Raw genomic sequence first — 25,756 nt, 5'->3', positions numbered from 1 at the left:
ACATGTGGATCGAACGGCTGGACGCCAGTCATGCGCTGGCCTATCGCGAATTGATGCTGGAAGCCTATGACCGGCATCCGCAGGCGTTCACCTCCAGCGTGCGCGAGCGCGCGGCGATGCCCTTGAGTTGGTGGGAATCGCGCCTGACCAGCAAGCTTGATGCGGTGTTCGGCGCGTTCGAAGAAGGCCGGCTGGCGGGCATCGTTGGCCTGGCGTTCGAGCCTCGGGAAAAGGCCCGGCACAAGGCAACGGTCTTCGGCATGTATGTGTCGGCGGACTTTCGTCAGCGCGGGCTGGGCCTGAAACTGATGGAGGCCGTGCTGGGGGAAGCGCAGCAGCATCCGGCACTGAAAGTCATTCAACTGACCGTCACTGCCGGCAACGAGGCGGCGTTTCATCTGTACCAGCGCTGCGGCTTCGTCCAGTTCGGCCTGGAGCCGATGGCGGTGCGGGTCGGCGAGGACTACTTCGACAAGATCCACATGTGGTGCGCGCCTTTCGTGCCAACCGCCAGCCTCAACGAACCGCGCTGACCCCATCCAGCGTCGAGAACGACGTGTCCTTGGCCGTCAGCAGGAAATCGCGCATGTACGGCGCGTCCAGCATGTCGGCACGGATCGCCGCATACAGCGTCGCAAAAAGACCTTTCTCGCCCAGCCGCTTGGCCTTCACGTAACCCCGTGAGCTGTATTCATGCAGCGCCCAGTGCGGCATGCCGCACACGCCACGACCACTGGCCACCAGTTGCATCATCATCACCGTCAGCTCTGACGTGCGCACCTGCGCAGGTTCGATGTCGGCCGGTTCGAGGAAGCGGGTGAAGATGTCCAGCCGGTCGCGTTCAACCGGATAAGTGATCAGGGTTTCGGTCAGCAGGTCTTCGGGGACGATGTACGGTTTGCTCGCCAATGCGTGCTGGTTGGCGACCGCGAGCATCGCTTCGTAGGTGAACAGCGGCACGTAGGTGATGCCGGCAATTTCCAACGGATCGGACGTCACTACCAGATCCAGGTCACCCCGGGCCAACGCCGGCAGCGGTGCGAAGGAGAAACCCGAGGCCAGGTCGAGTTCGACTTCCGGCCACGCATCGCGGAACTGGTCGATGGTCGGCATCAGCCACTGGAAGCAGCTGTGGCATTCGATCGCCATGTGCAGACGCCCGGCGGTGCCACCGGCCAGGCGCGCGATATCACGTTCGGCACCGCGCAGCAGCGGCAGGGTCGCGTCCGCCAGTTGTAGCAGGCGCAGGCCGGCGCTGGTGAAACGCACCGGTTTGGTCTTGCGCACGAACAACGGCATGCCCATGCGTTCTTCCAGTTCCTTGAACTGGTGGGACAGCGCCGACTGGGTCAGGTGCAGGCGGTCGGCCGCATCGACCAGGCTGTCGGCTTCGCGCAGGGCGTGCAGGGTTTTCAGGTGACGGATCTCAAGCACCGCAGGCTCCATGAGGAAAATTTGTGATCAACACGAAAAGGTTGAGTTTGTCTCATGTTGCCCTGGCTGTCGACAATGGCGCCATCTTTTACGCAATGGAGAACACTCGACATGGCCGTGGCCCACACCCTAGGTTTCCCGCGCATCGGCGCTGACCGCGAACTGAAAAAAGCCCTCGAAGCCTACTGGAAAGGCGATCTTGATCAGGCCGCTTTGAATCAGGTCGGCCGTGAGCTGCGCGCCAAACACTGGCAACTGCAGAAAGATGCCGGCATCGATCTGCTGCCGGTCGGCGACTTTGCCTGGTACGACCAGGTGCTGACCCATTCGCTGACCTTCGGTGTGATCCCCGAGCGCTTCGATGGCGTGCGCGATGAACGCGGCCTGCCGACCCTCGACACACTCTTCGCCATGGCCCGTGGCGCCACGACTTCCTGCTGTGGCGGCGAACATGGCAAGACCCAATATGCGCAAGAACTGACCAAGTGGTTCGACACCAACTACCACTACCTGGTCCCGGAATTCACCGCAGACCAGTCGTTCAAGCTGAGCTGGGAACAGCTGTTCGATGAAGTCGAAGAAGCCAAGGCCCTTGGTCACAACGTCAAACCGGTGATCATCGGCCCGCTGACTTACCTGTGGCTGGGCAAGGCGAAAGGCAACGACTTCGACAAGCTCGACCTGCTCGAGCGCCTGCTGCCGGTCTACAACGAAATCCTCGGTCGCCTCGCCGCGCAGGGCGTGGAGTGGGTACAGATCGACGAACCGATCCTGACCCTCGACCTGCCGCAGGCGTGGAAAAGTGCGTTCGAACGCGCCTATCACATCCTTCAGTACTCGCCGCTGAAGAAACTGGTGGCGACCTATTTCAGCGGTCTGCAAGACAACCTCGGCCTCGCCGTCGGCTTGCCGGTGCAAGGGCTGCACATCGATGCGGTGCGTGCGCCGGATCAGCTCGGTCAGGTGCTGGATCGCCTGCCGACCTACAAGATTCTTTCGGTGGGCCTGGTCAACGGTCGCAATGTCTGGCGCTGCGAACTGGAACAGGCGCTGGCACAACTGCAACCGGCCCAGGAGCGTTTTGGCGACAACCTGTGGGTCAGCAGTTCCTGCTCGCTGCTGCACAGCCCGGTGGATGTCGAGCGTGAAGACAAGCTCGATCCGGAACTGAAAAACTGGCTGGCCTTCGCCGTGCAGAAGTGCAGCGAAATCTCGGTTTTGCGTGATGCCTTGAACGATCCGCAAGCGCCGAAAGTGCAAAGCGCACTGGCCGAAAGCCGCGCCATCCAAGAAAGCCGCGCCCGCTCGCCACGCATTCACAAGGCCGACGTGCAGGCGCGGATCAACGCGATCAGCGCCAGCGACAGCCAACGCCATTCGCCGTTCGCCAAACGCATCGCCGCACAACAGGCGCGCCTGCAATTGCCGACGTTCCCGACCACCACCATCGGTTCGTTCCCGCAGACCGGCTCGATCCGTCTGGCCCGTCAGGCGTTCAAGCAGGGCAAGCTGTCGGCCAACGATTACCACGATGCCATGCGCAGCGAAATCCGCCATGCGGTGCAAGTCCAGGAACGTCTGGGCCTCGATGTGCTGGTGCACGGTGAAGCGGAGCGCAACGACATGGTCGAGTACTTCGCCGAGCAGCTCGATGGTTACCTGTTCACCCGGTTCGGCTGGGTCCAGAGCTACGGTTCCCGTTGCGTCAAACCGGCGGTGATTTATGGTGATCTGTCTCGTCCGAACGCCATGACCGTGGACTGGATCACCTACGCCCAGAGCCTGACCGACAAGGTCATGAAAGGCATGCTAACCGGCCCGGTGACGATGCTGATGTGGTCGTTCCCCCGCGAAGACGTGTCGCGCAAAGTCCAGGCACAGCAACTGGCGCTGGCCCTGCGTGACGAAGTGGTGGATCTGGAAAACGCCGGGATCAAGATCGTCCAGATCGACGAAGCCGCGTTCCGCGAAGGCCTGCCGCTGCGCCGTGCGCAATGGCAGGAATACCTCGACTGGGCCGTGGACGCGTTCCGCCTGACGGCCTCGGGCGTGAAGGATGAAACCCAGATTCACACCCACATGTGCTACAGCGAATTCAACGACGTGATCAAGGCCATCGCCGACATGGACGCCGACGTGATCACCATCGAAACCTCGCGCTCGGACATGGAGCTGCTCGAAGCCTTCGAAGCGTTCGACTACCCGAACGACATCGGCCCGGGCGTCTACGACATCCACTCGCCACGGGTGCCGGACACGGCCGAAATGGTCAAGTTGATGAGCAAAGCCGTGAAACGAATCCCGGCAGAGCGTCTGTGGGTCAACCCCGATTGCGGCCTCAAGACCCGCGCGTGGCCTGAGACTGAAGCGGCACTGATCAACATGGTCGCGGCAGCACGGCAACTGCGCAGTCAGTTGGCGTAACCCATAACCCTGCGGGAGCGAGTCTTTTCGCTCCCGCAGATTCGACCGCTCGGCACTCTTCATCAAACTGTCATCGAACTGTGGCAGCGCGCTTGAACAAACTTCATCAGACTCGCGCTCTACTGGGGTTCTGCGTTTCGGTGTTTTTCATGTTCAAGGGAATTTTTGCAATCGCGGCGTTGTTGGCCGCGGTTTTTTTCGTTCCGGCGTCTTCTGCGGCGTCGCGTTGCGACGTCAATGTACCGACCGAACGGGTCGATCTGCAGCAGGTGAGCCTGGCGTACCAGAGCATTGGTCGTGCGTCGGATCCGGCGTTGTTGCTGGTGATGGGGCTGGGCGGGCAGTTGATTCACTGGCCGGATGAAGTGGTGATCGCCCTGTGTCAGCAGGGTTTTCGGGTGATTCGTTATGACAATCGTGACGTGGGTCTTTCGACCTGGCGCCAGGCGCCGGCCGAGGCCAACCTGACGTTTGAAGTGCTGCGTTACAAGCTCGGTCTGCCGGTGGCGGCGCCTTACAGCCTGACCGACATGGCCGAGGATGCGCTGGGCCTGATGGACGCGTTGCACGTCGAGCAATTCCACGTGCTCGGCGCGAGCATGGGCGGGATGATCGCCCAGCACCTGGCGGCCATGGCGCCGCAACGGGTCGAGAGCCTGACGCTGATCATGACCAGCTCCGGTGCCGAAGGCCTGCCGGCACCGAGCGCGGCGCTGGTGCAGTTGCTGTCGCGACGCGGCGCACCCAATCGCGAAGTGGCGCTGGAGCAACAGGCCGATCTGCTGGCAGCGCTGGGCAGCCCGATGGTCACCGATGATCGTCAGATGCTGTTGCATCAGGCGGCGGTGTCCTATGACCGGGCGTTCAACCCCGAAGGCGTGAAGCGTCAGATCATGGCGATCCTTGCCGAGCCGAGCCGCGTGGCATTGCTCAATCAATTGCGGGTGCCGACGCTGGTGGTTCACGGCACGGCCGACCCATTGCTGCCGGTGATGCACGGCGTGCATCTGGCGGCGCACATTCGCGGCAGCCAGTTGAAGCTGATTCCAGGTCTGGCCCATCGTTTCCAGGAGGCGTTCAAGGCGCCGTTGCTGGCGGCGGTGTTGCCGTATTTGCAGCAACACCGTGAAGACACCTCGCACTGGGCGCAGATCGAACCGGTGACCGAGCGCAATCTGCTCTAGCGGGTGTATCGTGCAGGTCTTTGGCCACGATTGAACGCGCGAGGTGAGTCATGAGTTCTGCCCTGAAAATCGATTTTGTCAGCGACGTGTCCTGCCCGTGGTGCGTCGTCGGTCTGTACGGTCTGCTGCGGGCGCTAGAGGTTTTGCGCAACGAGGTGCAGGCCGAGATCCGTTTCCAGCCGTTCGAACTGAACCCGAAGATGGGGCCGGAAGGGCAGAGCATCGGCGAACATATCCATGAAAAATACGGATCGACCCCGGAGCAGTCACAGAAGAATCGTGAAGTGATCCGCTCCCGAGGTGCCGATGTCGGTTTCAGTTTTCGCACCGATTCGAACAGCCGCATCTACAACACCTTCGATGCTCATCGGTTGCTGCACTGGGCCGGGGAGGAGGGCTTGCAGTTGCCGTTGAAAGAGGCGCTGTTCAAGGCGTATTTCACCGATGGCGGCAACCCGTCCGATCACGGGCAACTGGCGCAGATTGCCGAAAGCGTGGGCCTCGACCGACAGCGTGCCGAGGCGATTCTGGCATCCGACGAATTCGCCAGCGACGTGCGCAAGGAAGAGCAATTGTGGCTGTCGCGCGGCGTAAGCTCGGTGCCGACCGTGGTGTTCAACGGGCAATACGCGGTCAGTGGCGGGCAGCCGGTCGAGACCTTTGTCGGGGCGATCCGGCAGATCATGAGCGAGGCGAAGGGTGGCACGGTGAACTGATGCTGCGAGGGTTCCCGGTCATTGTTCGGGAACCGTGGCTAGCGGACGATCTTGTCCACGTGAATCCCCAGTTTTTTCAGTCGATACCAGAAACTGCGCTCGGAAATCCCGATCAACTGCGCTGCCGCAGCCTGCACGCCGTTGCTCTGCGCCAGCGCGGCGAGGATGTAGGCTTTTTCCACCTCGGCCAATGCCGCTTCCAGGTCGGCCGGCACGCTGCCTTCAGCGACCAGGGCGCCGGGCTCGGTCGGCTGTGAGGCAAACAGATAGGCCGGCAAGTCCTGCTCTTCAATCTCTGCGCCGGACGCTACGATGGTCGCGCGTTCGACGCAGTTCTGCAGTTCACGAATATTGCCCGGCCACGAATAGCGGGCCATCGCCTGCAACGCTTCGGCACTGAAACCGCTAAAGCGTTTGCCCGCCGCAGCGCCCAGGGTGTGGGCGAAATGCCGGGCCAGCGGCGCGATGTCTTCGACCCGCTCACGCAGGGCCGGCAACGGAATCGGGAACACGTTGAGGCGGTAATACAGGTCTTCGCGAAACTCCTTGTTGGCCACCGCATCCAGCAGGTTCTTGTTGGTCGCGGCGATGACCCGCACATCGACCTTGCGCTCGCGCGGATCGCCCACTGGTTCGATGATGCGTTCCTGTAAGGCGCGGAGGATTTTCGCTTGCAGTGCCAAAGGCATCTCGCCGATCTCATCGAGAAACAGCGTGCCCTTGTCCGCCTGCTGGAAGCGCCCGACCCGGTCCGCCACCGCACCGGTGAACGCGCCTTTGCGGTGGCCGAACATTTCACTTTCCAGCAAACCTTCCGGGATCGCCGCACAGTTGACCGCGACAAACGGCTTGTCGGCGCGGTTGCCGTGCTTGTGGATGGCCCGGGCGACCATTTCCTTGCCGGTGCCGCTTTCGCCGGTCAGCAGGATGGTGGCGTTGCTTTCGCGCACCGAGTCGATCGCGCTCAGTACCCGACGAAAGCTCGGGCTGTCGCCGACCAGGCTGTCGATCTGCTGGTGTTCGTCGAGCTCGGCGCGCATGCGCTGGTTGTCTTTGAGGATGTCGCGAAATTGCAGGGCCTTGCTGACGGTGATGTCCAGTTCATCGATGTCGAAAGGTTTGGCGATGTAGTCGAAGGCGCCGTTGCGCATCGACTGCACGGCGTTTTTCACCGTGCTGTAGGCGGTCATGACGATCACCGGCAACTGCGGGAAACGGTTTTTGATTTCCGCCAGCAGTTGCGGGCCGTCCATGCCGGGCATGCGCCAGTCGCTGATCACCAGATCGATGTCTTCGGCTTCCAGCACCTTGAGCGCGTGCAGGCCGTTGCCGGCGGTGAACACCACAATGTCGTTCTGACTCAAGGCCGATGCCAGCAGGTCGCAGAGCTTGGGCTCGTCGTCGACCACCAGTACGTTATGCGTCATCGCTGTCCTCGTCGAAATCTTCACCGTTGGCCGGAATGTACAGGCTGAACGTGGCCCCGGCATCTTTTTCGCTGACGCATTCGATGCGCCCGTCATGGCTTTCCATGATCGAGTACACCTTGGCCAGGCCGAGCCCGGTGCCGGACGCCTTGGTGGTGACGAACGGCGTGAAGATCCGCTCGAGCATGTCTGCTTCGATACCCTGGCCCGTGTCGCTGACGCTGATGACCGTATTGTGCTTATCGCTGTGGATGCCCAGGGTCAGGCGACCGCCGTCGGGCATGGCATCGATGGCGTTGACGATCAGGTTCAGGCCGGCCTGCTTGAGTTGCCGCGCATCGGCATACAGGGTGGCGGCGGGAGCGCGGTCGTCGATCCGCACATCGATATTGTGGCTGGCCAGTTCCGGGGCGCAGAAGCCCACCAGCTCATCCACCAGCGGCCGCGCCAGTTGGGTCGAGCGTAGCGGCGCGCTGGGCTTGGCGAAGTCGAGAAATTCGGTGATCAGGTCGTTGATGCGGCTGACTTCGCTGACCACGTATTCCAGATGACGCTTGTCGGTCTCCGGCAGGTCGGCGCGCCGGTGCAGCAGTTGCGTGGCGGTCTTGATGATGCCCAGCGGGTTGCGGATTTCATGGGCCAGGCCCATCGCGACCTCACCCAGCGCATGCAAGCGGTCGCGGCGTCGCAGTTGCGATTCCAGGTGTTGCAACTCGCCGAGGCGTTCGCTCATGTGGTTGAAGGTGCTGCTCAGTTCCGCCAGTTCATCGCCGCCGGTGACGGGCAGGCGCTGACGGTAGTCCCCGGCGATCACCGCTTGCACGCCTTTGGCCAGACCGCGCAGCGGCATGGTCAGGCGCTGGGATACCAGCCAGCCCACCGCGAGCGAAGCCGCCGAGCTGAGGATGAAGATCAGGATGAACAGGTTGCTCTGGTTCACCAGCCCGACCAGTGTCGTGTGGCGCAGCAGACCGCTGAAGACCACGCCTTGCAGTTCACCGTTTTCGTTGAGAATCGGTCGGTAGATGCCGCTGTAGCGGTTGGTCGACTGCTCGATCGGCAACTTGGTGCTGCGCAGTTGGTCCTCGATTTTTGCAGGCACGATCGCCGGGTGATCTTCAAAACGCTGAGTGGAAAAGATTTCCGAGAAGTCGGCGCCCTTGGCCAGGTACAGGCGCAGATCCAGAGAGTGCACGTCGGCGACGCTGGTGAGGAAACTGTTATCGAGGTAGGTCACGACAATCAGTTTGTAGTCGGTGCCGTCCTGATCGCTTTCGAAGGTTGAAACCACGGCACCGGTCGCCACGCCGCCGACCTGCAGAGTCTGCAGCACGGCTTTGGGCGCGGTGCTGATTTGCCGCACGATGTCATCGGCGGCAGTGCTGAATACCACTTTGTGATCGCTGTTGCGCACCAGGGCGACCACGTCGATGCCCATGGAGTCAGCGATGTCAGCGGTGAGCTTGTCGCGTCTGGACGACTGCCGGTCCGTGGGCGGGCGGGTGTAGCGCAGGAACAACTGTGCGACGCGGGCGTTGTCGCGCACGATCTCGCGAATCTCGTCCTCGACGATCTTGGTCGATTCCTGCAGCCAGATCCGCACGTTGCTGTCGAAAATCTGCGACAGGGTGGTGGCCGCCAGTTCCGCGGCGATCATGGTCGGGATCACGCTGACCAGCCAGAACGCCAGCACCAGTTTGCGTTGCAGGCTCCAGCCGGAGAGGGCGAAGGGTCGGGCGGTGGCGCGTCGGTCGTTGATCATCATGCTCGCTTATTGTTGTTCGCTTATCGCAGTCGCCATGGCCGGGTCGGTACGATCCGGGCGGATGAATAACTTCACCAGCCGCAGCAGTTGATTGAGCACAGGATGGCGGTGGCGGAAAAACACGGTGTTGCCGACGAACGAGCAACCCAGGCGCAGCTTACTGGCATAACCGGCCTGGCCGCACGCGTAGATCGGGATGCGGTGTTCAATACAGTAGCCGACATTGGCCAGCCAGCTGCGCATGTACAGTTTGTGCTCGCGGGTCCGGGCCAGATCATGGGCAAAAAACTTGTCCACCAGCCTTTGCTCGTCCAGCAGCACCAGGTTGAACGCTACCAGCTCATCGCCGACCCAGTACAAAACGCAGGCGGCACGCTCGTCGAGGTGTTCCAGCACCTGGCGAAAGTACGCAGCCGGCAGGCACTCGAACGTCAGGTCGCTGCGGGCCAGGGTCGCTTCGTAGAGACGCATCATGGTCGGCAGCAGGTCGTCGACCGAGCGCCGCCATTCGATGCGCGGGCCCGAACCACGCAGGGTCCGGCGCAAGTCCTTGCGGGTGGATTTGCCCAGGGTGCCGAGGTAGGCGTCGACCGATGCGAAGGTGATCGGCAGCTCGGCACCGGGCAACCCCGGCATGCTTTGCAACCCGGCCTCGCGACAGGCCTGGAGCCATTGCGGGTTGCGATGGGAAGCATCCTTGACGGCCAGCAGGCCGATTCCGGCCTGGTCCGCGTCCTCGCGAGCCAGTTTCAGCAGGCGCGCGAACAGGTCAGGCAAGCGGGTCGGATCAATAGACGGGAGGGTGCCGACGTGGCACTGCTCCGCCACCGGCGAACCGAGGGCGTACAGGCGGATGTCGAACAGCCCCGGCCAGCAACTGCGCAGCCATTGGCTCAAGCGTTTGCCGGTGCCCTGCAGGGTGGTGTCGAGCGAATAGGCGGTCGTGAAGGCCACGACCGCCGCAATCAGGTGGTTGTCTTCAAACAGCGCCAGGTAGCGCCACTGGAAGCCATCGATGCCGGCCTGTTCAACGGCGCGATAGTAGGCCCAGTCTTCGAGCTCCTCGGGAAAGCAGGCATTCCACGCGTCGCGATCAATCGCTTCGATGGTTGAAAAGGCTTGGGCCGTGATCACGTCGTTTCCTTAACCGGCAAGGCGTATCGTTTTTGCAGTCGACTCACGCCCGCTGCCGGTATTCCTCGGTTGGCAGGGAGGGAGCGGTGAGCGGCAGGTCGGTGCGGTGGTTTTGGATGAATTGCACACTCAGTTCCACGACGCGTCGGTACTGCAGGTCGACCGTGATCATGTGATAGCAGTCGTCCAGCAGGATCTTCACCACTTCGCCACCGAGCTTGCGTTCCACGTAGTCGGCGTTCCAGCGGCTGGTGATGTCGTCCTCGATGGAGTGCAGCACCAGGGCCGGCACCGTGATGGAAGGCATGCGTTTGCGCACCACGGCGTTCATCCGGTGCAATTCGCGCACGGTCACGCCCTCCATGGTCAGCAAGCCGGCCTCACTGCTGTGGCCTTCCTTCATCTGCCGTTCGACGATGGCCCGCAGGCGTTCATTCTTGATGCCGTAGGGTGGTTTCTCCTCGAACTTGCAGATGTGCACGCCGAACGGGATTTTCATCAGCAACGGCGTCAGGAACGCCAGTTTGTGGATGCTCCAGCCGTCGTACTTCAAAGTCGTGGAATACATCAGTAATCCGGCGACCTGACCCGGGTGTTCGGACGCCACGTACATCGACATCACCGCACCCATCGACAGACCGCCGACAAATACCTTGCTGTGCTGACGACGAATGCCGACGAAGGTCTTGCGCACGCCTTCGTACCAGTCGCGCCAGCCGGTGGCCTGCAAGTCGGCATTGCCGCCGCAGTGCCCGGCGAGGGTCGGCACGTACACCGTGCAACCGGCCTTGGCCAGTCCCACGGCGACCCGACGCAACTCCGTCGGGGTGCCGGTGAGGCCGTGGATCAACAACACCGCGACCTCCCCTGTGCCGAGAACGAAACCGGCGTCGCCTTCGCCCAGATCGATCCCGGCCGCGTTCATCGTTTCATCGCCCGGGCCAGCAGACGGTCGAGCAGGGCGATGCCCAGGTCGATTTCCGGGTAGCTGATTTCCAGCGATGGCGCGAGGGTGATCACGTTCTTGTAGTAGCCGCCCACGTCGAGGATCAGGCCCAGTTTGCGGCCGTCGATCTCGATGTCGCCTTTCATGCCTTCCTCGACCATGAAGTCCAGGGTGGCCTTGTCCGGAGTGAAACCGTCCGGGCCGCAGATTTCGCAGCGCAGGGCCAGGCCCAGGCCATCGACGTCGCCGATGATCGGGTAGCGTTTCTGCAGGTCCTGCAGGCCTTCGAGGAAGTATTTGCCCTTGGCCATGACCATCGCGCCGTAGTCGACTTCGCTGGTCATCTTGAACATTTCCAGGCCCACGGCGGTGCCCAGCGGGTTGGAGGCGAAGGTGGAGTGGGTCGAACCTGGCGGGAAGACTTTCGGGTTGATCAGTTCTTCCTTGGCCCAGATGCCGCCCAGCGGGTTGAGGCCGTTGGTCAGTGCCTTGCCGAAGACGATCACGTCCGGTTTGACGTCGAAGTGTTCGATCGACCACAGCTTGCCGGTGCGATAGAAGCCCATCTGGATTTCGTCGACCACCATCAGGATGCCGTGCTGGTCCAGCACATGCTTGAGTTCGCTGTAGAAGTTCATCGGTGGAATCACGTAGCCGCCGGTGCCCTGGATCGGCTCGACGTAGAACGCTGCGTATTCGCTCTGGCCGACTTTCGGGTCCCAGACGCCGTTGTATTCAGTTTCGAACAGGCGGGCGAACTGCTGCACGCAGTGGCTGCCGTACTCTTCCTTGGTCATGCCTTTCGGGCCGCGGAAGTGGTATGGGAACGGGATGAAGTTGGCGCGTTCGCCGAAGTGGCCGTAGCGGCGGCGATAGCGGTAGCTGGAGGTGATCGACGAGGCGCCGAGGGTACGACCGTGGTAACCGCCCTCGAAGGCGAACATCAGGCTTTTGCCGTTGCTGGCGTTACGCACGACTTTCAGCGAGTCCTCGATGGACTGCGAACCGCCGACGTTGAAGTGCACGCGACCGTCGAGGCCGAACTTCTTCTTGGCGTCCACGGCGATCATTTCCGAAAGCTCGATCTTGCCTTTGTGCAGGTATTGGCTGGCGATCTGCGGCAGGGTGTCGATCTGCTGTTTCAGCGCATTGTTCAGGCGCGGGTTGGCGTAACCGAAGTTGACCGCCGAGTACCACATTTGCAGGTCGAGGTAGGCCTGGTCTTCGGTGTCCCAGACGTAGGAGCCTTCGCAGCGGCTGAAAATGCGCGGCGGTTCGATGTAGTGAACGGTGTCGCCGTAGGAGCAGTACTTGGCTTCTTTTTCCAGAAGAATCTGGTCTTCCGCAGTAGCAATTCGAATATCAGACATGGTGGAAGAGTTCCTGTGTTTCTGTATTGAAAGTTTCCGAGTTGAAAGCTTCGGCATTGAAAGAGGTGGCGTTGGCGGCACTGGCCTTCGGCAGCAGGGCCAGCAGCGCCGGCAGTTCAGCGAAGCTGTCGAAGCGGGCGTAAGGGATCGCGTTGCGTTCGCAGTATTCGGCGAGGCGCCCCTTGGCGAAGACGAAGTCGGCGGTGGACGACACGCACATGTCGGACTGGCCGTCGCCGATCACCAGCACCCGTTTGTTGCCGGGCGTGGATTTGCATTTGCAGTTGCCGGAGGCCGCGCGGCAGGCATCGCTGGAATACGGAAAGTCGATGCGCCAGCTTTCGTGATCCAGCTGTCGCAGGCGGTTGGCGAGGATCGGCAGCAGGGTCACGTAGTTGCGCGAAAGAATCCGCGCGATGCCTTGTTCGATGCCGTCGCTGACCACTTCGAACGATGCGCCCAGGCCGATGGCGTGGTCGACGAAGTCGGGGAAATCCGGATCGATCTCGATGCTGTCGAAGAATTCCAGCAATTGGCCGGGCGTGGCCTTGACCAGCGAGAGCTGGCGGCTGAGGCATTCACGGGAACCGATTTCACCGGCCAGCCACTGGTTTTCGATCACTTCCCAACTCGGGTCGGCGAAGCGTTCGAGAATGCTGTCGATCACGTCGGTGCGGGTGATGGTCCCGTCGAAATCACACACGATATGCCAGTCAATCATCTGCATTACCTATTGGTCAGAGCGCGTTGTGTGCGCTTGCCGAGGGGTAGAGCAGGGACTGTGCCAAGTGTTTCGGCCCCTTTGTTGGCGGGGCTGATGAGGTGCTTTGGCGATTCGAAGCTACAATTTTTGTAGCTTGCTACAAACAACATGAGTGCTTGCGCGGTGGGCGGCATCCGGGGATTGATGCGCGCATGTTCAATTAAAGGAATGGCCTCATGAAGAGGAAGACACTGCTTTTACTGGCGGCGCTGAGCGCTTTTTCAGCAGGCGCAATGGCGCAGGGGATTACCGGGGAGGCGGGCGTGGGCCTGGGTTATCAGCCTCATGATCCCAGCGGCAGCCGTTATGAAACCCGACCGATACCGTATCTCGATCTGGACTGGGGCGATGTCAGCCTCAGCACCGACGATGGCCTGACCTGGAGCGCCTTGAAGGCCAACGGTTTCAGCGCCGGTCCGTATGTGAATTACCTGCCGGGCCGTACCTCCAACGGCGAATTGCGTGGGTTGCGCGATGTGCCCGACATGGCCGAGGCCGGTGGTTTTGTGCAGTACGCCCCGGCCGACTTCTGGCGGGTGTTCGCGTCCGTTGGCCAGGCCATCGGCGGTGGCGGCGGGCAGGGCGGCGTGCTCGGTCGGGTCGGTGGCGAGATCGGCTATCCACTGGGCGGCGGCGTGATCGGCAGCAGCAATCTGACCGCGCATTTCGCCAATGCCCGGCAGAACAACACGTTCTTCGGCGTCAGCGACAAGGAAGCCCTGGCCTCCGGCATCCGTGCGTACAACGCCGGCGGCGGCTTGCAGAATATTGCGCTGACCCAGAGTTTCGAGTTCCCTATCGCGCCTCAATGGTCGCTGGTGGCCAGCGCCAGCTGGATTCACCTGACGAGCTCGGCGGCCGACAGCAGCATTGTCAAAAGCGTCGGCGATACCAATCAGGGCGAGGTGCAGATGGCGATCGCCTATAAATTCAAGTGAGCCAGGCGGGAACTGGTCTGGCCTTTGCAGACAGCCGTGTCGAACCCATTGTTTCAGGATGTTCTTCATGGCTCGCCCTGTTTATCGTCTGCTGGCCCACTCGCTGTGGGACCTGATTCCCATCGCGCTCGGCCTGGCCCATTTCGCTTTTGTCGTGTGGCTGGTCACAGCCTTTCATGCGCTGTCCTGGTGGGCGTTGCTGCCGTTGGCGCTGGGCTATGCGGTGAGCCTGTCGTGGAGCATCAACAGCATTTCCCACAACCAGATCCACAACGCCTACTTCACGCCGGCGTGGCTCAACCGAGCCTTTGACCTGCTGCTGTCGGTGACCATCGGTTTCTCCCAGACCCTCTATCGCGACATCCACAACCGCCATCACCGGGGCAATTCGGACCGGCCGGGGGCGGATGGCAAGACCATCGATCCGCTGTCGATCTACCAGCGAGGCAAGGACGGCCAGCCCGAGAATCCCTGGGCCTACACCTTTTTGAGTTTCTTTCGCGATGATCCCAAGCCGATCTACGACGAGATGCGTCGCAAGCGTCCCGACGATGCGCGCTGGGTCAAAGTGGAAATTGGCGTGACAGTGGCGTTTTACCTGGGGCTGGCTGCCTATGACTGGCGGGCGGTGCTGGTGTTGTTGCCGTTCTGGTATCTGGGTCAGGCGCTGTCATCGCTCAACGGCTACTACGAGCATTTTGGCGGCAACCCGGATTCGCCGATTGCCTGGGGCGTCAGCGCCTACAGCCCGCTCTACAACCTGTTGTGGATGAACAACGGCTACCACGCCGAACACCACTACCGGCCGAAAATGCACTGGACCCGGGTCAAGGCCTTTCACCGGGAGATCGCCGGGCAACAGCGGGAGGCGGGAGTGAAGGACATTCCGGTGGCCCACGGCCTCGGATTTCTGGTGGCTCATCACAAGGATTGAACCGTACACAACGTGGGAGCCAGCAGGCTCCCACCGTCGATTTCCTCAGTTTTTCTCGCCCTCGGCCAGCAGCGCAATGCCGCCCATGATCACGGCCACACCCACCCAGTGCAGCACGCTGATCTGTTCTCCCAGCCCCAGCCACGACCCCAGCAGCACACCGACGAACACCAGCGAACTGAGCGGAAACGCCAGGGACAGGCTGCTGCGTCGCAGAATCAGCATCCAGACAAAGAACGCACCGATGTAACAGGCAATCGCCAACAGTACGCCCGGTGCCTGGGCGACGTTGAGCAGCCATTGCAGGGTGAAGTCCATTTGCCCCAGTTGATCGCCGCCGACCTTGGTCGCGATCTGCCCGCCACTTTCCAGAATAATCAGCAACGCCCAGAGCACCACGGTGCCGAGGCGGCCGTGAAGCCAATCCATCGAGCCATTCCTTTTGAGTATCAGTTGAGAATCAGGCATGGCCGACACACACGAGCATCACGCCCGCCGTAATCACCAGTGTGCCCATCCAGCGGCGGCGACTGACGGTCTCGCCAAGGAACAGCTTGCCGGCCAGCACCACGCCGCAATACGCCAGCGCGGCGGCGGGAAACAACAGGCTCAGCGGCGCCCGGGACAGCGCTTCGAGCCAGACGAAAAACTCGATCACGTAGGCGCCGATCCCGCACCACAGCAGCGGTGCGTTGAACACCTGGCCCCAGAACGCCCCCAGCCGAAAACCGCCCTCAAGCTCAGGCAAACGGTCCAGGCCGAGTTTGAAACAGAGCTGGCCGATCACGTCGAGCACAATGGAAAACGCCACCAGCAAAATCACGGTCAGGGTCATGGGAACAGCTCCTCGAACAACTCGATCAACGCTTGATTGGTTGCCGAGTTGCGCAGCAGATCGGTTTCGCTCCAGCGTTCGGCCGGCGGCTGGTCGGACTTGGCTTCCCAGCGTTTGAACGCGTTGCTGAAGGCCGGGCGGGCAAACTCGCCACAGATGTCGATACCGAGGATGCGCTTGCTGGCGGCCAGGCTGCGGATCGCCTGGAGCAAGTGGCTCAGGCGCATCTGGCCCTGATCCCAATTGGTCGCGGCGTCTTCGCTGGCCAGCACGTCCTTGTCGATGGTGATCCACACCGCCTGGGTGGGCAGGCTGGCGATCATCTGGTCGAGAAACGCCGTCCAGTCCTGATCGGCCAGGTTGTGCCAGTGCAGCAGGTTCTCCTGTTGCTGATGACCGGCGCCATCGCCGACCCGGCCCCAGACTTTCGACGGCGGGTGCTGCCACGGGAACAGCTGCAACACACCGCGTTTCAGGGCACCGAGATTGCCGCCCTTGATCTGCGGATTTTGCAGATCGTCGCTGCACGGCCCGAGGGTGACGATGCGTTCGATGTTCGGCAGTTTCAGGGCCTGATTGACCCACGAGCCGCAGTGGCGACGGGGGGCAAAGTGAACCCAGTCGGGATGATTGTCGAAGTGGATCAGGCTTACCGGCTCGGGCAGGTCAGTCAGGAAGGCCGGCGTCAGATGGTGATAGTCGCCGGAGCCGACGAAGAAGATTTCCGGTGCAGGGCCGCTGTGCCGGGGCCGCTCACGCAGGCGTTCGGTAAAGCGGCGAAAGGTCCGTTCGCTGGACCAGAGCCGCAGTTTCGGGCCGAGGTCGAGCAGGTCCAGGCGTTGGGCGCGGCCGCTGTCGAGCAGCCGCGCGATGGACGCCTGACCGGTCAGGCTGTGGTCGAGATCTAAAATGTTCAAGGTCGCAATTCACCCTTGGCAGACCCTCCCAGACACCGGCCTCATCGAACATGAGCGCCGGCCGGGCGGGCTTTCGGGGGTAAATGCAAGGGACGGGCCAGGCCCTCTCCCATACGGCAGCTGTCAGGCGTGCAGGCGTACCCAGACGCTGACCAGCACCGTCGCCGCCATCAGCCACGCGACAGCCGCCACGGCCAGTGAAGCTTCCAGACGCATCCGGTCAACCATCACGTACAGCGTCGCCAGGTACACGAAGTACGGAATGATCGACCACATGCCGAACACGATGGTGGTCTTCAGGTCGTCGACCGAGCGTCCCTTGCCGACGATGTAATGGGCGATCAGGGCGAAGGTCGGAAACAGCGGCACCAGGCCGGCGATGTAGTAGTTTTTGGTCTTGGCCAGCATGGCGAGGATCACCACCACCGCCGCACCGATCATTGCCTTGAAAATCAGATCCACATCGTTCTCGCTTAATGGCTCAGGCCGTATTTTTTCACTTTGTCGAACAGCGTGGTCTTGGCCATGCCCAGTTCGAGGCTGGCCTGGGTCAGGTTGCCGCCGCTGCGTTGCAGGGCGTCGCTGAGCAGGTTGCGTTCGAAGGCTTCGACCGCTTCGGCGAACGCCAGGCCCTGGCCGCCACTGCTGGCACCGGACTTCTTGAACGCTGGCAAACCGAGGGCGAAGCGTTCGGCGACGTTGCGCAGTTCACGCACGTTGCCCGGCCAGTCGTGGCTCATCAGGCTCGACAGCGTCTGGTTGTCCAGCTCCGGCAGTGCGCGGTCGAAGCGCAGGGCCGATTGCTGGGTGAAGTGTTCGAACAGTTGCAGGATGTCTTCGCGGCGCTCGCGCAGGGGCGGCAGCTCCAGCGTCACCACGTTGAGGCGGTAGTACAAGTCGCTGCGGAATTCCCCGGCCTTGCTCGATTCGTCGAGGTCGGACTTGGTCGCTGCGATCACCCGGCAATCCACCGCCACGCTCTGGTTCGAGCCGAGGCGTTCGAGGGTGCGCTCCTGCAACACCCGCAGCAATTTGATCTGCAGTGGCAGCGGCATGCTTTCCACTTCATCGAGGAACAGCGTGCCGCCGTCGGCGTGTTCGATCTTGCCGATCCGCCGCTTGCCGGCGCCGGTGAAGGCGTTGGCCTCGTGGCCGAAGATTTCGCTTTCGAACAGGTTTTCCGGCAGGCCGCCGCAGTTCAGCGCAACGAATTGCTTGGTGTGGCGGCGGCTGAAGTCGTGCAGGCAACGGGCGACCAGTTCCTTGCCAGTGCCGGTTTCGCCTTCGATCAACACGTTGGCCGAGGTGTCGGCGACGTTGGCGATCAGTTCGCGCAGGTTCTGCATGGCTGGCGAGCGACCGATGATCCGTCCTTCAAGGGAGTCGCGCTCGGCCAGTTGCCGGCGCAGAGACGAGACTTCGCGAGCCAGGCTGCGTTGCTCCAGCGCACGCCGGGCGACGTCCACCAGCCGTTCCGGGGAGAACGGTTTTTCCATGAAGTCGTAGGCGCCTTTCTGCATCGCGCCGACCGCCATGGAGATGTCGCCGTGACCGGTGATCAGCACCACCGGCAGGCTGCGGTCGCGTTGCTTGAGACGGGTCAACAGTTCCAGGCCATCGATGCCGGGCAGGCGAATGTCACTGATGACGATGCCGGCGAAATTGTCGCCGACCCGCTCCAGCGCTTCTTCGGCACTGCCGACGCCGATGCAGGGAATGTCTTCCAGGGTCAGGGCCTGCTGGCAGCCGAGCAGCACATGGGGATCGTCTTCGACGATCAGCACACTAAGGTCGTTGTTCATATTGGCTCGGCAGGAGTAGGGCTTACCAACGGTAAACTGAGGACGAAGGTGGTACCACCGCTGGCCGGGTGTTCGACACCCAGGTGTCCGCCGGTGGCGGCGGCCAGGCTGGCGGAGAGAGTCAGGCCGAGGCCCAGACCCTGTTCGCCGGGTTTGGTGGTGAAGAACGGCTCGAACAGATGCTTGCGCGCTTCGGCGTCGATACCGTGGCCGTTGTCGCGTACTCGCAGGCGATATTTGCCGTCGAATTCTTCGCCCTCCAGCCACAGCTCCGGCAGCGGTTGTGCCTGCATGGCGTCGAGGGCGTTGCCGATCAGGTTGACCAGAATCTGCTCCAGCCGTGTCTGGTCGATCTGCACTTGCTCATCAATGAACTGACGATGCACTTGCAGGGCGGCTTTTTCGACACGGGCACCGAGTACTTGCAGCGCGGCGTCCACGGCTTTGCCGAGGCTGGCGCGACCCTTGTCGTCGCCGCGCCGGGCGAACGAGCGCAGGCTGGCAGTGATCCGACCCATGCGGTCGATCAGGTCATTGATGGTTTTCAGGTTGGTGCTGGCGACGTCGAGCTGACCACGTTCCAGAAAGCGAATCGTATTGCCGGACAAGGTGCGCATCGCTGCCAATGGCTGGTTCAGTTCGTGGGCGATGCTGGTGGACATCTGGCCGATGGCCGCGAGTTTGCCGGCCTGCACCAGTTCGTCCTGGGCTCGACGCAAGGTTTCTTCGGCCTGACGGCGTTCGCGGATCTGACTCTTGAGTCGGTCATTGCTGGCGCGCAGGTCGGCGGTGCGTTCGGTAATCCGACGCTCCAGCTGATTGTTGGCTTCCTGCAGGGCTTCCCGGGCGGCGAGGCGGGTGGCGATGACCTTGCGGCGCTCGTTCCAGGCGATCAGCAGAAAGGCCACGAGGGCGAAGGCGACCGCCACCAGAATCCCCTGATTGATCGCTTCGCGCCGCAGGTCCTGCAACGGTGTGAGCAGGGTGAAATTCCACGGAGTGTCGCTCAGCGGCCGGGTTTGCGCCAGGTAACTGATGTTCTCCTCGTCGGCATCGACTTCGCTGTTGGCCGGGAAGGTCAGTTTTTCCACGCCTTCGGCCAGGGTTTCCCGGGCCAGCGGTTGCAGTTCGTTGAGCGGGAACCAGTAGTACTGGAGGCTGCGGGCGAGTTTTTCCTTGGTCTCGTCGCTCAGTGGCACCACGGATTTCAGGCGTCGGGCCGGATCGCTGGAGAGAATGATGATGCCGTTCTCGTCACTGACGAAGGCTTCCAGGCGCGCCCGTTGCCAGCGCTCTTCCATGGCTTCCAGGCGCACTTTGACCACCGCGACGCCGATGATCTTGCCGTGTTCTTCCAGGCCGTGGGCCAGGTAATAGCCGGGTTCGCCGTTGGTGCTGCCGATCCCGTAGAAACGTCCGGGCTGGCCGCGGATGGCGTGCTGGAAATAGGCGCGGAACGACAGGTCTTCGCCGAGGTAGCTGTCGACATCGCGCCAGTTGCTGGTGGCCATGACGCGGCCGGTGGTGTCCATGACGTAGATGGCCCGACTGCGGCTGCGCCGGTTCAGGCCTTCCAGGTAATCGTTGACCGTTTGCCGGTGTTCCGGGGTCGGGTCGTCCAGCAACTGCGAAACGCTCGATTCGAGTTCCAGCAGGCTGGGCAGGTAGGTGTATTTGCTGATTTCGCTTTCGACGGCACGGGCGTTCAGTTCGAGCTGACGCTGGCCGTTTTCGCTGAGGCTGCGAATGCCGAAGTGTTCACTGATCCAGAAGCCGGCGTAACCCAACCCGACCATCAGGATGATGACCAGCGGCGGCAGGAACAAATGGCGGATCAGACGGGGTTTCACGGCAAGTGATGGCGTGGTTGCGCGATAGAGATTGGGGTCGCATTTCATCACAGATGCCTTGGGTCAACCACCCGGATTCCCCGACAGTTGCTGTCGGGGAGTCCGGCAGGTTTTTAGTGCTGCAGGATTTTCTCGAGGAAATGCTGCGCGCGTTCGGAGCGTTGGCTGATGTCGCCGAAGAACTCTTCTTTCTTGCAGTCTTCGATGATCTTGCCGGCATCCATGAAGATCACCCGGTCGGCCACTTTGCGGGCGAAGCCCATTTCGTGGGTCACGCACATCATGGTCATGCCTTCGTGAGCCAGTTGCACCATCACGTCGAGCACTTCGTTGACCATTTCCGGGTCCAGCGCCGAGGTCGGTTCGTCGAACAGCATGACGATCGGGTCCATCGCCAGCGCACGGGCAATCGCCACACGCTGTTGTTGACCGCCGGACAGTTGGCCCGGGTGCTTGTGGGCATGGGCAGCCAGACCGACGCGATCAAGCAGTTGCAGACCTTTCTTGGTCGCCTCTTCCTTGCTGCGGCCCAGCACCTTGATCTGCGCGATGGTCAGGTTTTCGGTGATGGTCAGGTGCGGGAACAGTTCGAAATGCTGGAACACCATGCCGACGCGCGAACGCAGTTTCGGCAGGTTGGTCTTCGGGTCGGCAATCGACGTGCCGTCGACCACGATGTCGCCTTTCTGGAACGGCTCCAGCGCGTTGACGCACTTGATCAGGGTCGACTTGCCCGAACCGGACGGACCGCAGACCACGATCACTTCACCCTTTTTGACCTCGGTGCTGCAATCGGTCAGCACCTGGAAGTCCCCATACCACTTGTTGATGTTCTTGATAGAGATCATACGGCGAACCTTTTTTGCAGACGCTTGACCAGCACCGAGGCGGCAAAGCTGATGGTGAAGTACACGAGACCTGCGAAGATCAGGAACTCATTCGAGCGGCCAATGATGTCGCCACTGGCGCGCGAGGCGTTGAGGAAGTCCACCAGGCCCACGGTGTAGACCAGCGAGGTGTCCTGGAACAGGATGATGCTCTGCTGCAGTAGCAGCGGGGTCATCTTGCGGAACGCCTGGGGCAGGATGATCAGGCGCATCATCTGGCCGTAGCTCATGCCCAGTGCCTGTGCGGCACCCATCTGGCCTTTCGGAATCGACTGCACGCCGGCACGGACGATTTCGCAGAAGTACGCCGCTTCGAACATCATGAAGGCCACGATGCACGAGGTGAACGCGCCGATCGGGGTGTCTTCGCCGGTGATCCAGCGCAGCACGAACGGCACCGCCAGGTAGAACCAGGTGATGACCAGCAGCAGCGGGATCGAGCGGAAATAGTTGACGTAGGCGCCGGCAATGTTCGACAGCAGTTTGTTATGGGACAGACGGCACAGCGCGAGTAGGGTGCCGAGAATGATCCCGCCGACAACGCCCATCGCCATCAGCTTGAGGGTCATCAGCATGCCGTTCCACAGGCCGGGAATGGCCGGGACGATGCCACTGAAATCGAAGTCCATTATTTACCCCCCACGGAGATCAGGCCGGGCACGGAGACTTTCTTCTCGACCATGCGCATCAGCAGCATCAGGCTCATGTTCAGGGTGAAATAGATCAGGGTCGCCAGGGTGAAGGCTTCAAACAGGTTGGCCGAGAACTCGGCGGTCTGTTTGGTTTGCGCCAGCAGTTCCATCAGACCGATCAGGGACGCCACGGAGGAGTTCTTGAACACGTTCAAAAATTCCGAGGTGAGCGGTGGAATGATGATCCGGTAGGCCTGGGGCAGCAGCACGTTCCAGTAGATCTGCGGCAGCTTGAAACCCATGGCGCGGGCGGCGGATTCCTGGCCACGTGGCAGCGCCTGGATACCGGTGCGAACCTGTTCGCAGACACGGGCGGCGGTGAACAGGCCCAGGCACACGACAACGCTCAGGTAGGCCGAGGTGGTCGGGTTCAGGTCCTGCTTGTACCACTCCTGCAGGTCCGGCGGCAGCAGGTCCGGCACCAGGAAGTACCAGATGAACAGCTGAACCAGCAGCGGTACGTTACGGAACAGTTCGACGTAGCAGGTCGCGATGCCCGATACGATGCGGTTCGGCACGGTGCGCATGATGCCCAGCAGCGAGCCCAGCAGCAGGGCGATGATCCAGGCCACGATGGCGATGGCGATGGTCCAGCCCAGACCGGAAATGAACCAGTCGAGATAAGTCTCGCTGCCCACGCCGGTGGACTTGAAGAACACGCCCCAGTCCCAGTTGTAATTCATTAGGGTCTCCCCTCGATTCGATCGATGTACAAGTGCCCGCCTGGGGAAGCTCCGTTCCCGGCCTGATCCTGACGGTCAGGCACACGCGATCGGCTCGACAGCCACCGGTTCGAGTGTTTCCAAAAAGTGCCAGCAGGGAGTGACCATTCCCCGAGAAGGCAGGCGCCTCCTCAGGGAACAAGGTTAGTCAGAAATCAGGACTTCTTGTCGTCAGCCGCTTTGTCGGTCGGGTTGGCGATCAGGGCCTTGAGCTCGTCGCTCATCGGGAAGTTCAGGTTCAGGCCTTTTGGCGGAATCGGCGACATGAACCACTTGGTGTAGATCTTGTTGATCTCGCCCGATGCGTAGGTCGCCTTGATGGCGTCATCCACAGCCTTTTTGAACGGCTCGTCGCCCTTGCGGACCATGCAGCCGTAGATTTCATAGGACTGCGGAGTGCCGGTTACGGCCCAGTCGGTGGCTTTCTTGGCCTTGGCGGCTTCGCCTGCCAGCAGCGCGTCGTCCATCATGAACGCAACGGCACGACCCGATTCCAGCATCTGGAAGGATTCGCCGTGGTCTTTGGCAGAGATGACGTTCATGCCCATCTGCTTGTCGGCGTTCATCGCCTTGAGGATACGCTCGGAGGTGGTGCCGGCGGTGGTCACGACGTTCTTGCCTTTCAAATCGTCGAAATCCTTGTACTGCGAACCGGCCTTGGACAGCAGACGGGTACCGATCTCGAAGATGCCGACGGAGAAGTCGACCTGCTGCTGACGCTCGACGTTGTTGGTGGTGGAGCCGCACTCGACGTCCACGGTGCCGTTCTGCACCAGCGGGATACGGGTCTGCGAGGTCACGAGGTTGTATTTGACCTGCAGGTTTGGCAGGTCCAGGTCTTTCTTGATCGCTTCGACGATGGCCAGCTGGATATCGTGGGAGTAGCCGACCGGTTTGCCGGAGGCGTCAGCGATGTAGGAAAACGGAATGGAGGCGTCGCGGTGCCCCAGGGTGATGGTGTTGGACTCTTTGATCTTCTTAAGGGTGCCGGTGAGCTCGGCAGCGAAAACTGGTGTGCTGATCAGAGCGGCAGCAATGGCTGCGCCCAGGATATGGGGAACGATGCGCATCAAATTTTCCTCGACATTGTTTTTTTTATGGAGCCGGTTGAGCGGGCCCTTTTGTGCTTCGAATGCCTGACGGCTCCTGCTGTGTTGGCGCAACAGGCATTCGTCGAAGGAGTGTAGAGCATGACTCGTGCCAGACCAGTTGCTACAAGTTAACTTATTGATTTATTTGATGATTAAGGTTTTGTGATGGTGTTTTTCTGCGTTTCTGATCCGGTTATCCGAATCGACTGACAGGTCGCGTTCGGAAAACCGAACGGCATTCGTCATCCCATGTTTCAGCCGGGATGCAAAAAGCCCCTGAATCTCTCGATTCAGGGGCTTTTTGTTTTACGGGCGGATCGATCAGGCCGCTTCGATCTTGCGGTTCTGCTCGACCTTGTTCAGGTACGCCGCGAGTTTTTCCTGCTCGGCCGGGGTGGTGAACAGCCCCAGTTTGCTGCGGCGCCACAGGATGTCGTGCGCGGTGGAGGCCCATTCTTCGCTGCACAGGTAATCGACTTCACGGGTGTAGAGACCGCCGCCGATGTGCTCGCCCATGTCGGCGAGGGTGTCGACGCCTTCCAGCATGCGCCAGGTGCGGCTGCCGTAGGTGGTGGCCCAGCGGCGGGCAATTTCGGTCGGCACGAAGTCGAACTTGTCGCGGATCAGCGCGCTCAGGGCCTGCGGCGTGGTCATGTCTTCGCCGCCCGGCAGGGTGGCGCTGGCGGTCCAGCTCGGACGCATCTGCGTAAAGAACGGCATCAGTTGCGCCATCGCCGACTCGGCGAGTTTGCGGTAGGTGGTCAGCTTGCCGCCGAACACCGACAGCAGCGGCGCTTCTTCGGTGCTGCCGGACAGCGCCAGGGTGTAGTCGCGGGTCACGGCCGAAGGATTGTCGGATTCGTCGTTGCACAGTGGGCGCACGCCCGAGTAGCTGTGCAGGATGTCTTCGCGACTGATCTGCTTCTTGAAGTGGGCGTTGACCACTTTGAGCAGGTAATCGGTTTCGCCGTCGGTGATCGCTACTTTGGCCGGATCGCCGGTGTATTCGCGGTCGGTGGTGCCGATCAGGGTGAAGTGGTTCAGGTACGGAATGGTGAAAACGATGCGCTGATCTTCGTTCTGCAGGATGTGCGCGTGATCGCCTTCGTACAGTTTCGGCACGATGACATGGCTGCCCTGGATCAGGCGGATGCCGTACGGCGATTCCATCTTCAGGTCGTCACGGATGAACTTGGCGACCCATGGGCCGGCGGCGTTCACCAGTGCCTTGGCGGTGATCGAAAACAGGCTGCCATCGGCGCGTTCCAGGTTCAGGTGCCACAGGCCTTTGGCCCGGCGGGCGCTGACGCAACGGGTCTGGGTGTGGACATGCGCGCCTTTCTCACGGGCGGCCATGGCGTTCAGCACGACGAGGCGGGCGTCATCGACCCAGCAGTCGGAGTATTCGAAGCCTTTGGTGATTTCGCTTTTCAGCGCGCTGTCGGCGCCGAACTTCAGGCTCTTGGAACCGGCGAGTTTTTCGCGCTTGCCGAGGTTGTCGTAGAGGAACAGGCCGGCACGGATCATCCACGCCGGACGCAGGTGCGGACGGTGTGGCAGTACGAAACGCATCGGCTTGACGATGTGCGGGGCCTTGGCCAGCAGCACTTCGCGCTCGGCCAGGGCTTCGCGTACCAGGCGGAATTCATAATGTTCGAGGTAGCGCAGGCCACCGTGGATCAGCTTGCTGCTGGCCGACGAGGTGTGGCTGGCCAGGTCGTCCTTTTCGCAAAGGAACACCGAAAGACCGCGACCGGCGGCATCCGCTGCGATCCCCACGCCATTGATCCCGCCGCCGATGACGGCGATATCGTAGATCTCGGAGATAGGGGGCGTACGCAAGGTAGATGTGGACATCGGCTGGCCTCGGGCTCTTTTGATTTTCTGTCTTGGAAATCGAACATGAATGTTCATTTGCGAAAATG

General features: G+C 61.6%; 24 protein-coding genes. 6 read left to right on the top strand and 18 right to left on the bottom strand.

What is annotated here, in order from left to right; translation table 11 throughout:
- Positions 1 to 2 precede the first annotated feature (2 nt).
- Positions 3 to 533, top strand: coding sequence for a GNAT family N-acetyltransferase (locus tag AC3WRD_RS19730; RefSeq protein ID WP_102620781.1), 531 nt, complete (start codon positions 3 to 5; stop codon positions 531 to 533).
- Here AC3WRD_RS19730 and metR read toward each other — a convergent pair.
- Positions 517 to 1,434, bottom strand: coding sequence for a transcriptional regulator MetR (gene metR, locus AC3WRD_RS19725; RefSeq protein ID WP_096818509.1), 918 nt, complete (start codon positions 1,432 to 1,434; stop codon positions 517 to 519). The two genes, AC3WRD_RS19730 and metR, sit on opposite strands and share 17 nt — an antisense overlap.
- A gap of 111 nt (positions 1,435 to 1,545) precedes the next feature.
- Here metR and metE point away from each other — a divergent pair, with 111 nt between their 5' ends.
- From metE to AC3WRD_RS19710, 3 genes are all read left to right on the top strand, one after another.
- Positions 1,546 to 3,858, top strand: a complete 2,313-nt coding sequence (metE, locus tag AC3WRD_RS19720; RefSeq protein WP_102620780.1) for a 5-methyltetrahydropteroyltriglutamate--homocysteine S-methyltransferase — start codon at positions 1,546 to 1,548, stop codon at positions 3,856 to 3,858.
- Between the two features lie 149 nt (positions 3,859 to 4,007).
- Positions 4,008 to 5,042, top strand: a complete 1,035-nt coding sequence (locus AC3WRD_RS19715; RefSeq protein WP_102620779.1) for an alpha/beta fold hydrolase — start codon at positions 4,008 to 4,010, stop codon at positions 5,040 to 5,042.
- A 50-nt stretch (positions 5,043 to 5,092) separates the two neighbouring features.
- Positions 5,093 to 5,758, top strand: a complete 666-nt coding sequence (locus AC3WRD_RS19710; RefSeq protein WP_102620778.1) for a DsbA family oxidoreductase — start codon at positions 5,093 to 5,095, stop codon at positions 5,756 to 5,758.
- Between the two features lie 38 nt (positions 5,759 to 5,796).
- On the opposite strand, the gene AC3WRD_RS19705 is transcribed toward AC3WRD_RS19710, so the two are convergent.
- Genes AC3WRD_RS19705 through AC3WRD_RS19680 form a run of 6 tightly spaced genes read right to left on the bottom strand, consistent with a single transcriptional unit; the run spans position 5,797 to position 13,121 of the window.
- Positions 5,797 to 7,185 (bottom strand): sigma-54-dependent transcriptional regulator, encoded by a 1,389-nt coding sequence (locus AC3WRD_RS19705; protein WP_096818501.1) that lies wholly within the window; start codon positions 7,183 to 7,185, stop codon positions 5,797 to 5,799.
- A complete protein-coding gene (locus AC3WRD_RS19700; protein ID WP_173861350.1) occupies positions 7,175 to 8,947 on the bottom strand; it encodes a sensor histidine kinase in 1,773 nt (590 codons plus the stop codon). The genes AC3WRD_RS19705 and AC3WRD_RS19700 overlap by 11 nt, the downstream gene beginning before the upstream one ends.
- A gap of 9 nt (positions 8,948 to 8,956) precedes the next feature.
- Positions 8,957 to 10,084, bottom strand: a complete 1,128-nt coding sequence (locus tag AC3WRD_RS19695; RefSeq protein WP_102620776.1) for a GNAT family N-acetyltransferase — start codon at positions 10,082 to 10,084, stop codon at positions 8,957 to 8,959.
- 43 nt (positions 10,085 to 10,127) lie between these two features.
- On the bottom strand, positions 10,128 to 11,009 hold the full coding sequence (locus AC3WRD_RS19690; protein ID WP_102620775.1) for an alpha/beta hydrolase: 882 nt from the start codon (positions 11,007 to 11,009) through the stop codon (positions 10,128 to 10,130).
- Positions 11,006 to 12,400 (bottom strand): aspartate aminotransferase family protein, encoded by a 1,395-nt coding sequence (locus tag AC3WRD_RS19685; RefSeq protein WP_096818493.1) that lies wholly within the window; start codon positions 12,398 to 12,400, stop codon positions 11,006 to 11,008. The genes AC3WRD_RS19690 and AC3WRD_RS19685 overlap by 4 nt, the downstream gene beginning before the upstream one ends.
- Positions 12,393 to 13,121 (bottom strand): HAD-IB family phosphatase, encoded by a 729-nt coding sequence (locus AC3WRD_RS19680; RefSeq protein WP_096818663.1) that lies wholly within the window; start codon positions 13,119 to 13,121, stop codon positions 12,393 to 12,395. The genes AC3WRD_RS19685 and AC3WRD_RS19680 overlap by 8 nt, the downstream gene beginning before the upstream one ends.
- A 218-nt stretch (positions 13,122 to 13,339) precedes the next feature.
- On the opposite strand from AC3WRD_RS19680, the gene AC3WRD_RS19675 reads away from it, so the two are divergent.
- Together AC3WRD_RS19675 and AC3WRD_RS19670 are read left to right on the top strand one after the other, a co-directional pair.
- Positions 13,340 to 14,101, top strand: a complete 762-nt coding sequence (locus AC3WRD_RS19675) for a MipA/OmpV family protein (RefSeq protein ID WP_102620774.1) — start codon at positions 13,340 to 13,342, stop codon at positions 14,099 to 14,101.
- Positions 14,102 to 14,168: 67 nt separating this feature from the next.
- The gene (locus AC3WRD_RS19670; RefSeq protein WP_096818489.1) at positions 14,169 to 15,035 is read left to right on the top strand and encodes a fatty acid desaturase family protein; all 867 of its coding nucleotides are present in this window, start codon (positions 14,169 to 14,171) and stop codon (positions 15,033 to 15,035) included.
- 45 nt (positions 15,036 to 15,080) lie between these two features.
- Here the strand turns inward: AC3WRD_RS19670 and AC3WRD_RS19665 are convergent, their stop codons facing one another.
- The 11 genes from AC3WRD_RS19665 to glpD all read right to left on the bottom strand — a co-directional run bounded on the left by AC3WRD_RS19665 (position 15,081) and on the right by glpD (position 25,688).
- A complete protein-coding gene (locus tag AC3WRD_RS19665) occupies positions 15,081 to 15,464 on the bottom strand; it encodes a DMT family transporter (protein WP_371858314.1) in 384 nt (127 codons plus the stop codon).
- Between the two features lie 31 nt (positions 15,465 to 15,495).
- Positions 15,496 to 15,870, bottom strand: coding sequence for a DMT family transporter (locus AC3WRD_RS19660; protein WP_085730163.1), 375 nt, complete (start codon positions 15,868 to 15,870; stop codon positions 15,496 to 15,498).
- Positions 15,867 to 16,787: an arginase family protein gene (locus AC3WRD_RS19655; protein WP_102620772.1), complete on the bottom strand. Its 921-nt coding sequence runs from the start codon at positions 16,785 to 16,787 to the stop codon at positions 15,867 to 15,869. Before AC3WRD_RS19655 ends, AC3WRD_RS19660 begins: the two co-directional genes overlap by 4 nt.
- 123 nt (positions 16,788 to 16,910) lie before the next feature.
- The gene (locus AC3WRD_RS19650; RefSeq protein WP_173861349.1) at positions 16,911 to 17,240 is read right to left on the bottom strand and encodes a GlpM family protein; all 330 of its coding nucleotides are present in this window, start codon (positions 17,238 to 17,240) and stop codon (positions 16,911 to 16,913) included.
- A 20-nt stretch (positions 17,241 to 17,260) separates the two neighbouring features.
- Entirely contained in the window at positions 17,261 to 18,589 is a 1,329-nt protein-coding gene (gene aauR / locus AC3WRD_RS19645) for a two-component response regulator AauR (RefSeq protein ID WP_102620771.1), read from the bottom strand.
- Positions 18,586 to 20,487, bottom strand: coding sequence for a two-component sensor histidine kinase AauS (gene aauS, locus AC3WRD_RS19640; RefSeq protein ID WP_096818478.1), 1,902 nt, complete (start codon positions 20,485 to 20,487; stop codon positions 18,586 to 18,588). Before aauS ends, aauR begins: the two co-directional genes overlap by 4 nt.
- Positions 20,488 to 20,552: 65 nt before the next feature.
- Entirely contained in the window at positions 20,553 to 21,287 is a 735-nt protein-coding gene (locus tag AC3WRD_RS19635) for an amino acid ABC transporter ATP-binding protein (protein WP_102620770.1), read from the bottom strand.
- Positions 21,284 to 21,955, bottom strand: a complete 672-nt coding sequence (locus tag AC3WRD_RS19630; protein WP_102620769.1) for an amino acid ABC transporter permease — start codon at positions 21,953 to 21,955, stop codon at positions 21,284 to 21,286. Before AC3WRD_RS19630 ends, AC3WRD_RS19635 begins: the two co-directional genes overlap by 4 nt.
- Positions 21,955 to 22,701: an amino acid ABC transporter permease gene (locus tag AC3WRD_RS19625; protein WP_102620768.1), complete on the bottom strand. Its 747-nt coding sequence runs from the start codon at positions 22,699 to 22,701 to the stop codon at positions 21,955 to 21,957. The genes AC3WRD_RS19630 and AC3WRD_RS19625 overlap by 1 nt, the downstream gene beginning before the upstream one ends.
- A gap of 194 nt (positions 22,702 to 22,895) precedes the next feature.
- A complete protein-coding gene (locus AC3WRD_RS19620; RefSeq protein WP_102620767.1) occupies positions 22,896 to 23,810 on the bottom strand; it encodes a glutamate/aspartate ABC transporter substrate-binding protein in 915 nt (304 codons plus the stop codon).
- Between the two features lie 342 nt (positions 23,811 to 24,152).
- A complete protein-coding gene (glpD, locus tag AC3WRD_RS19615; protein ID WP_102620766.1) occupies positions 24,153 to 25,688 on the bottom strand; it encodes a glycerol-3-phosphate dehydrogenase in 1,536 nt (511 codons plus the stop codon).
- Positions 25,689 to 25,756: the final 68 nt, after the last annotated feature.

It is taken from the genome of Pseudomonas sp. FW215-R2 (assembly GCF_058789255.1).
The sequence above is the reverse complement of the archived record's forward strand: the minus strand, read 5'-3'. Positions and strand labels throughout refer to the sequence as shown.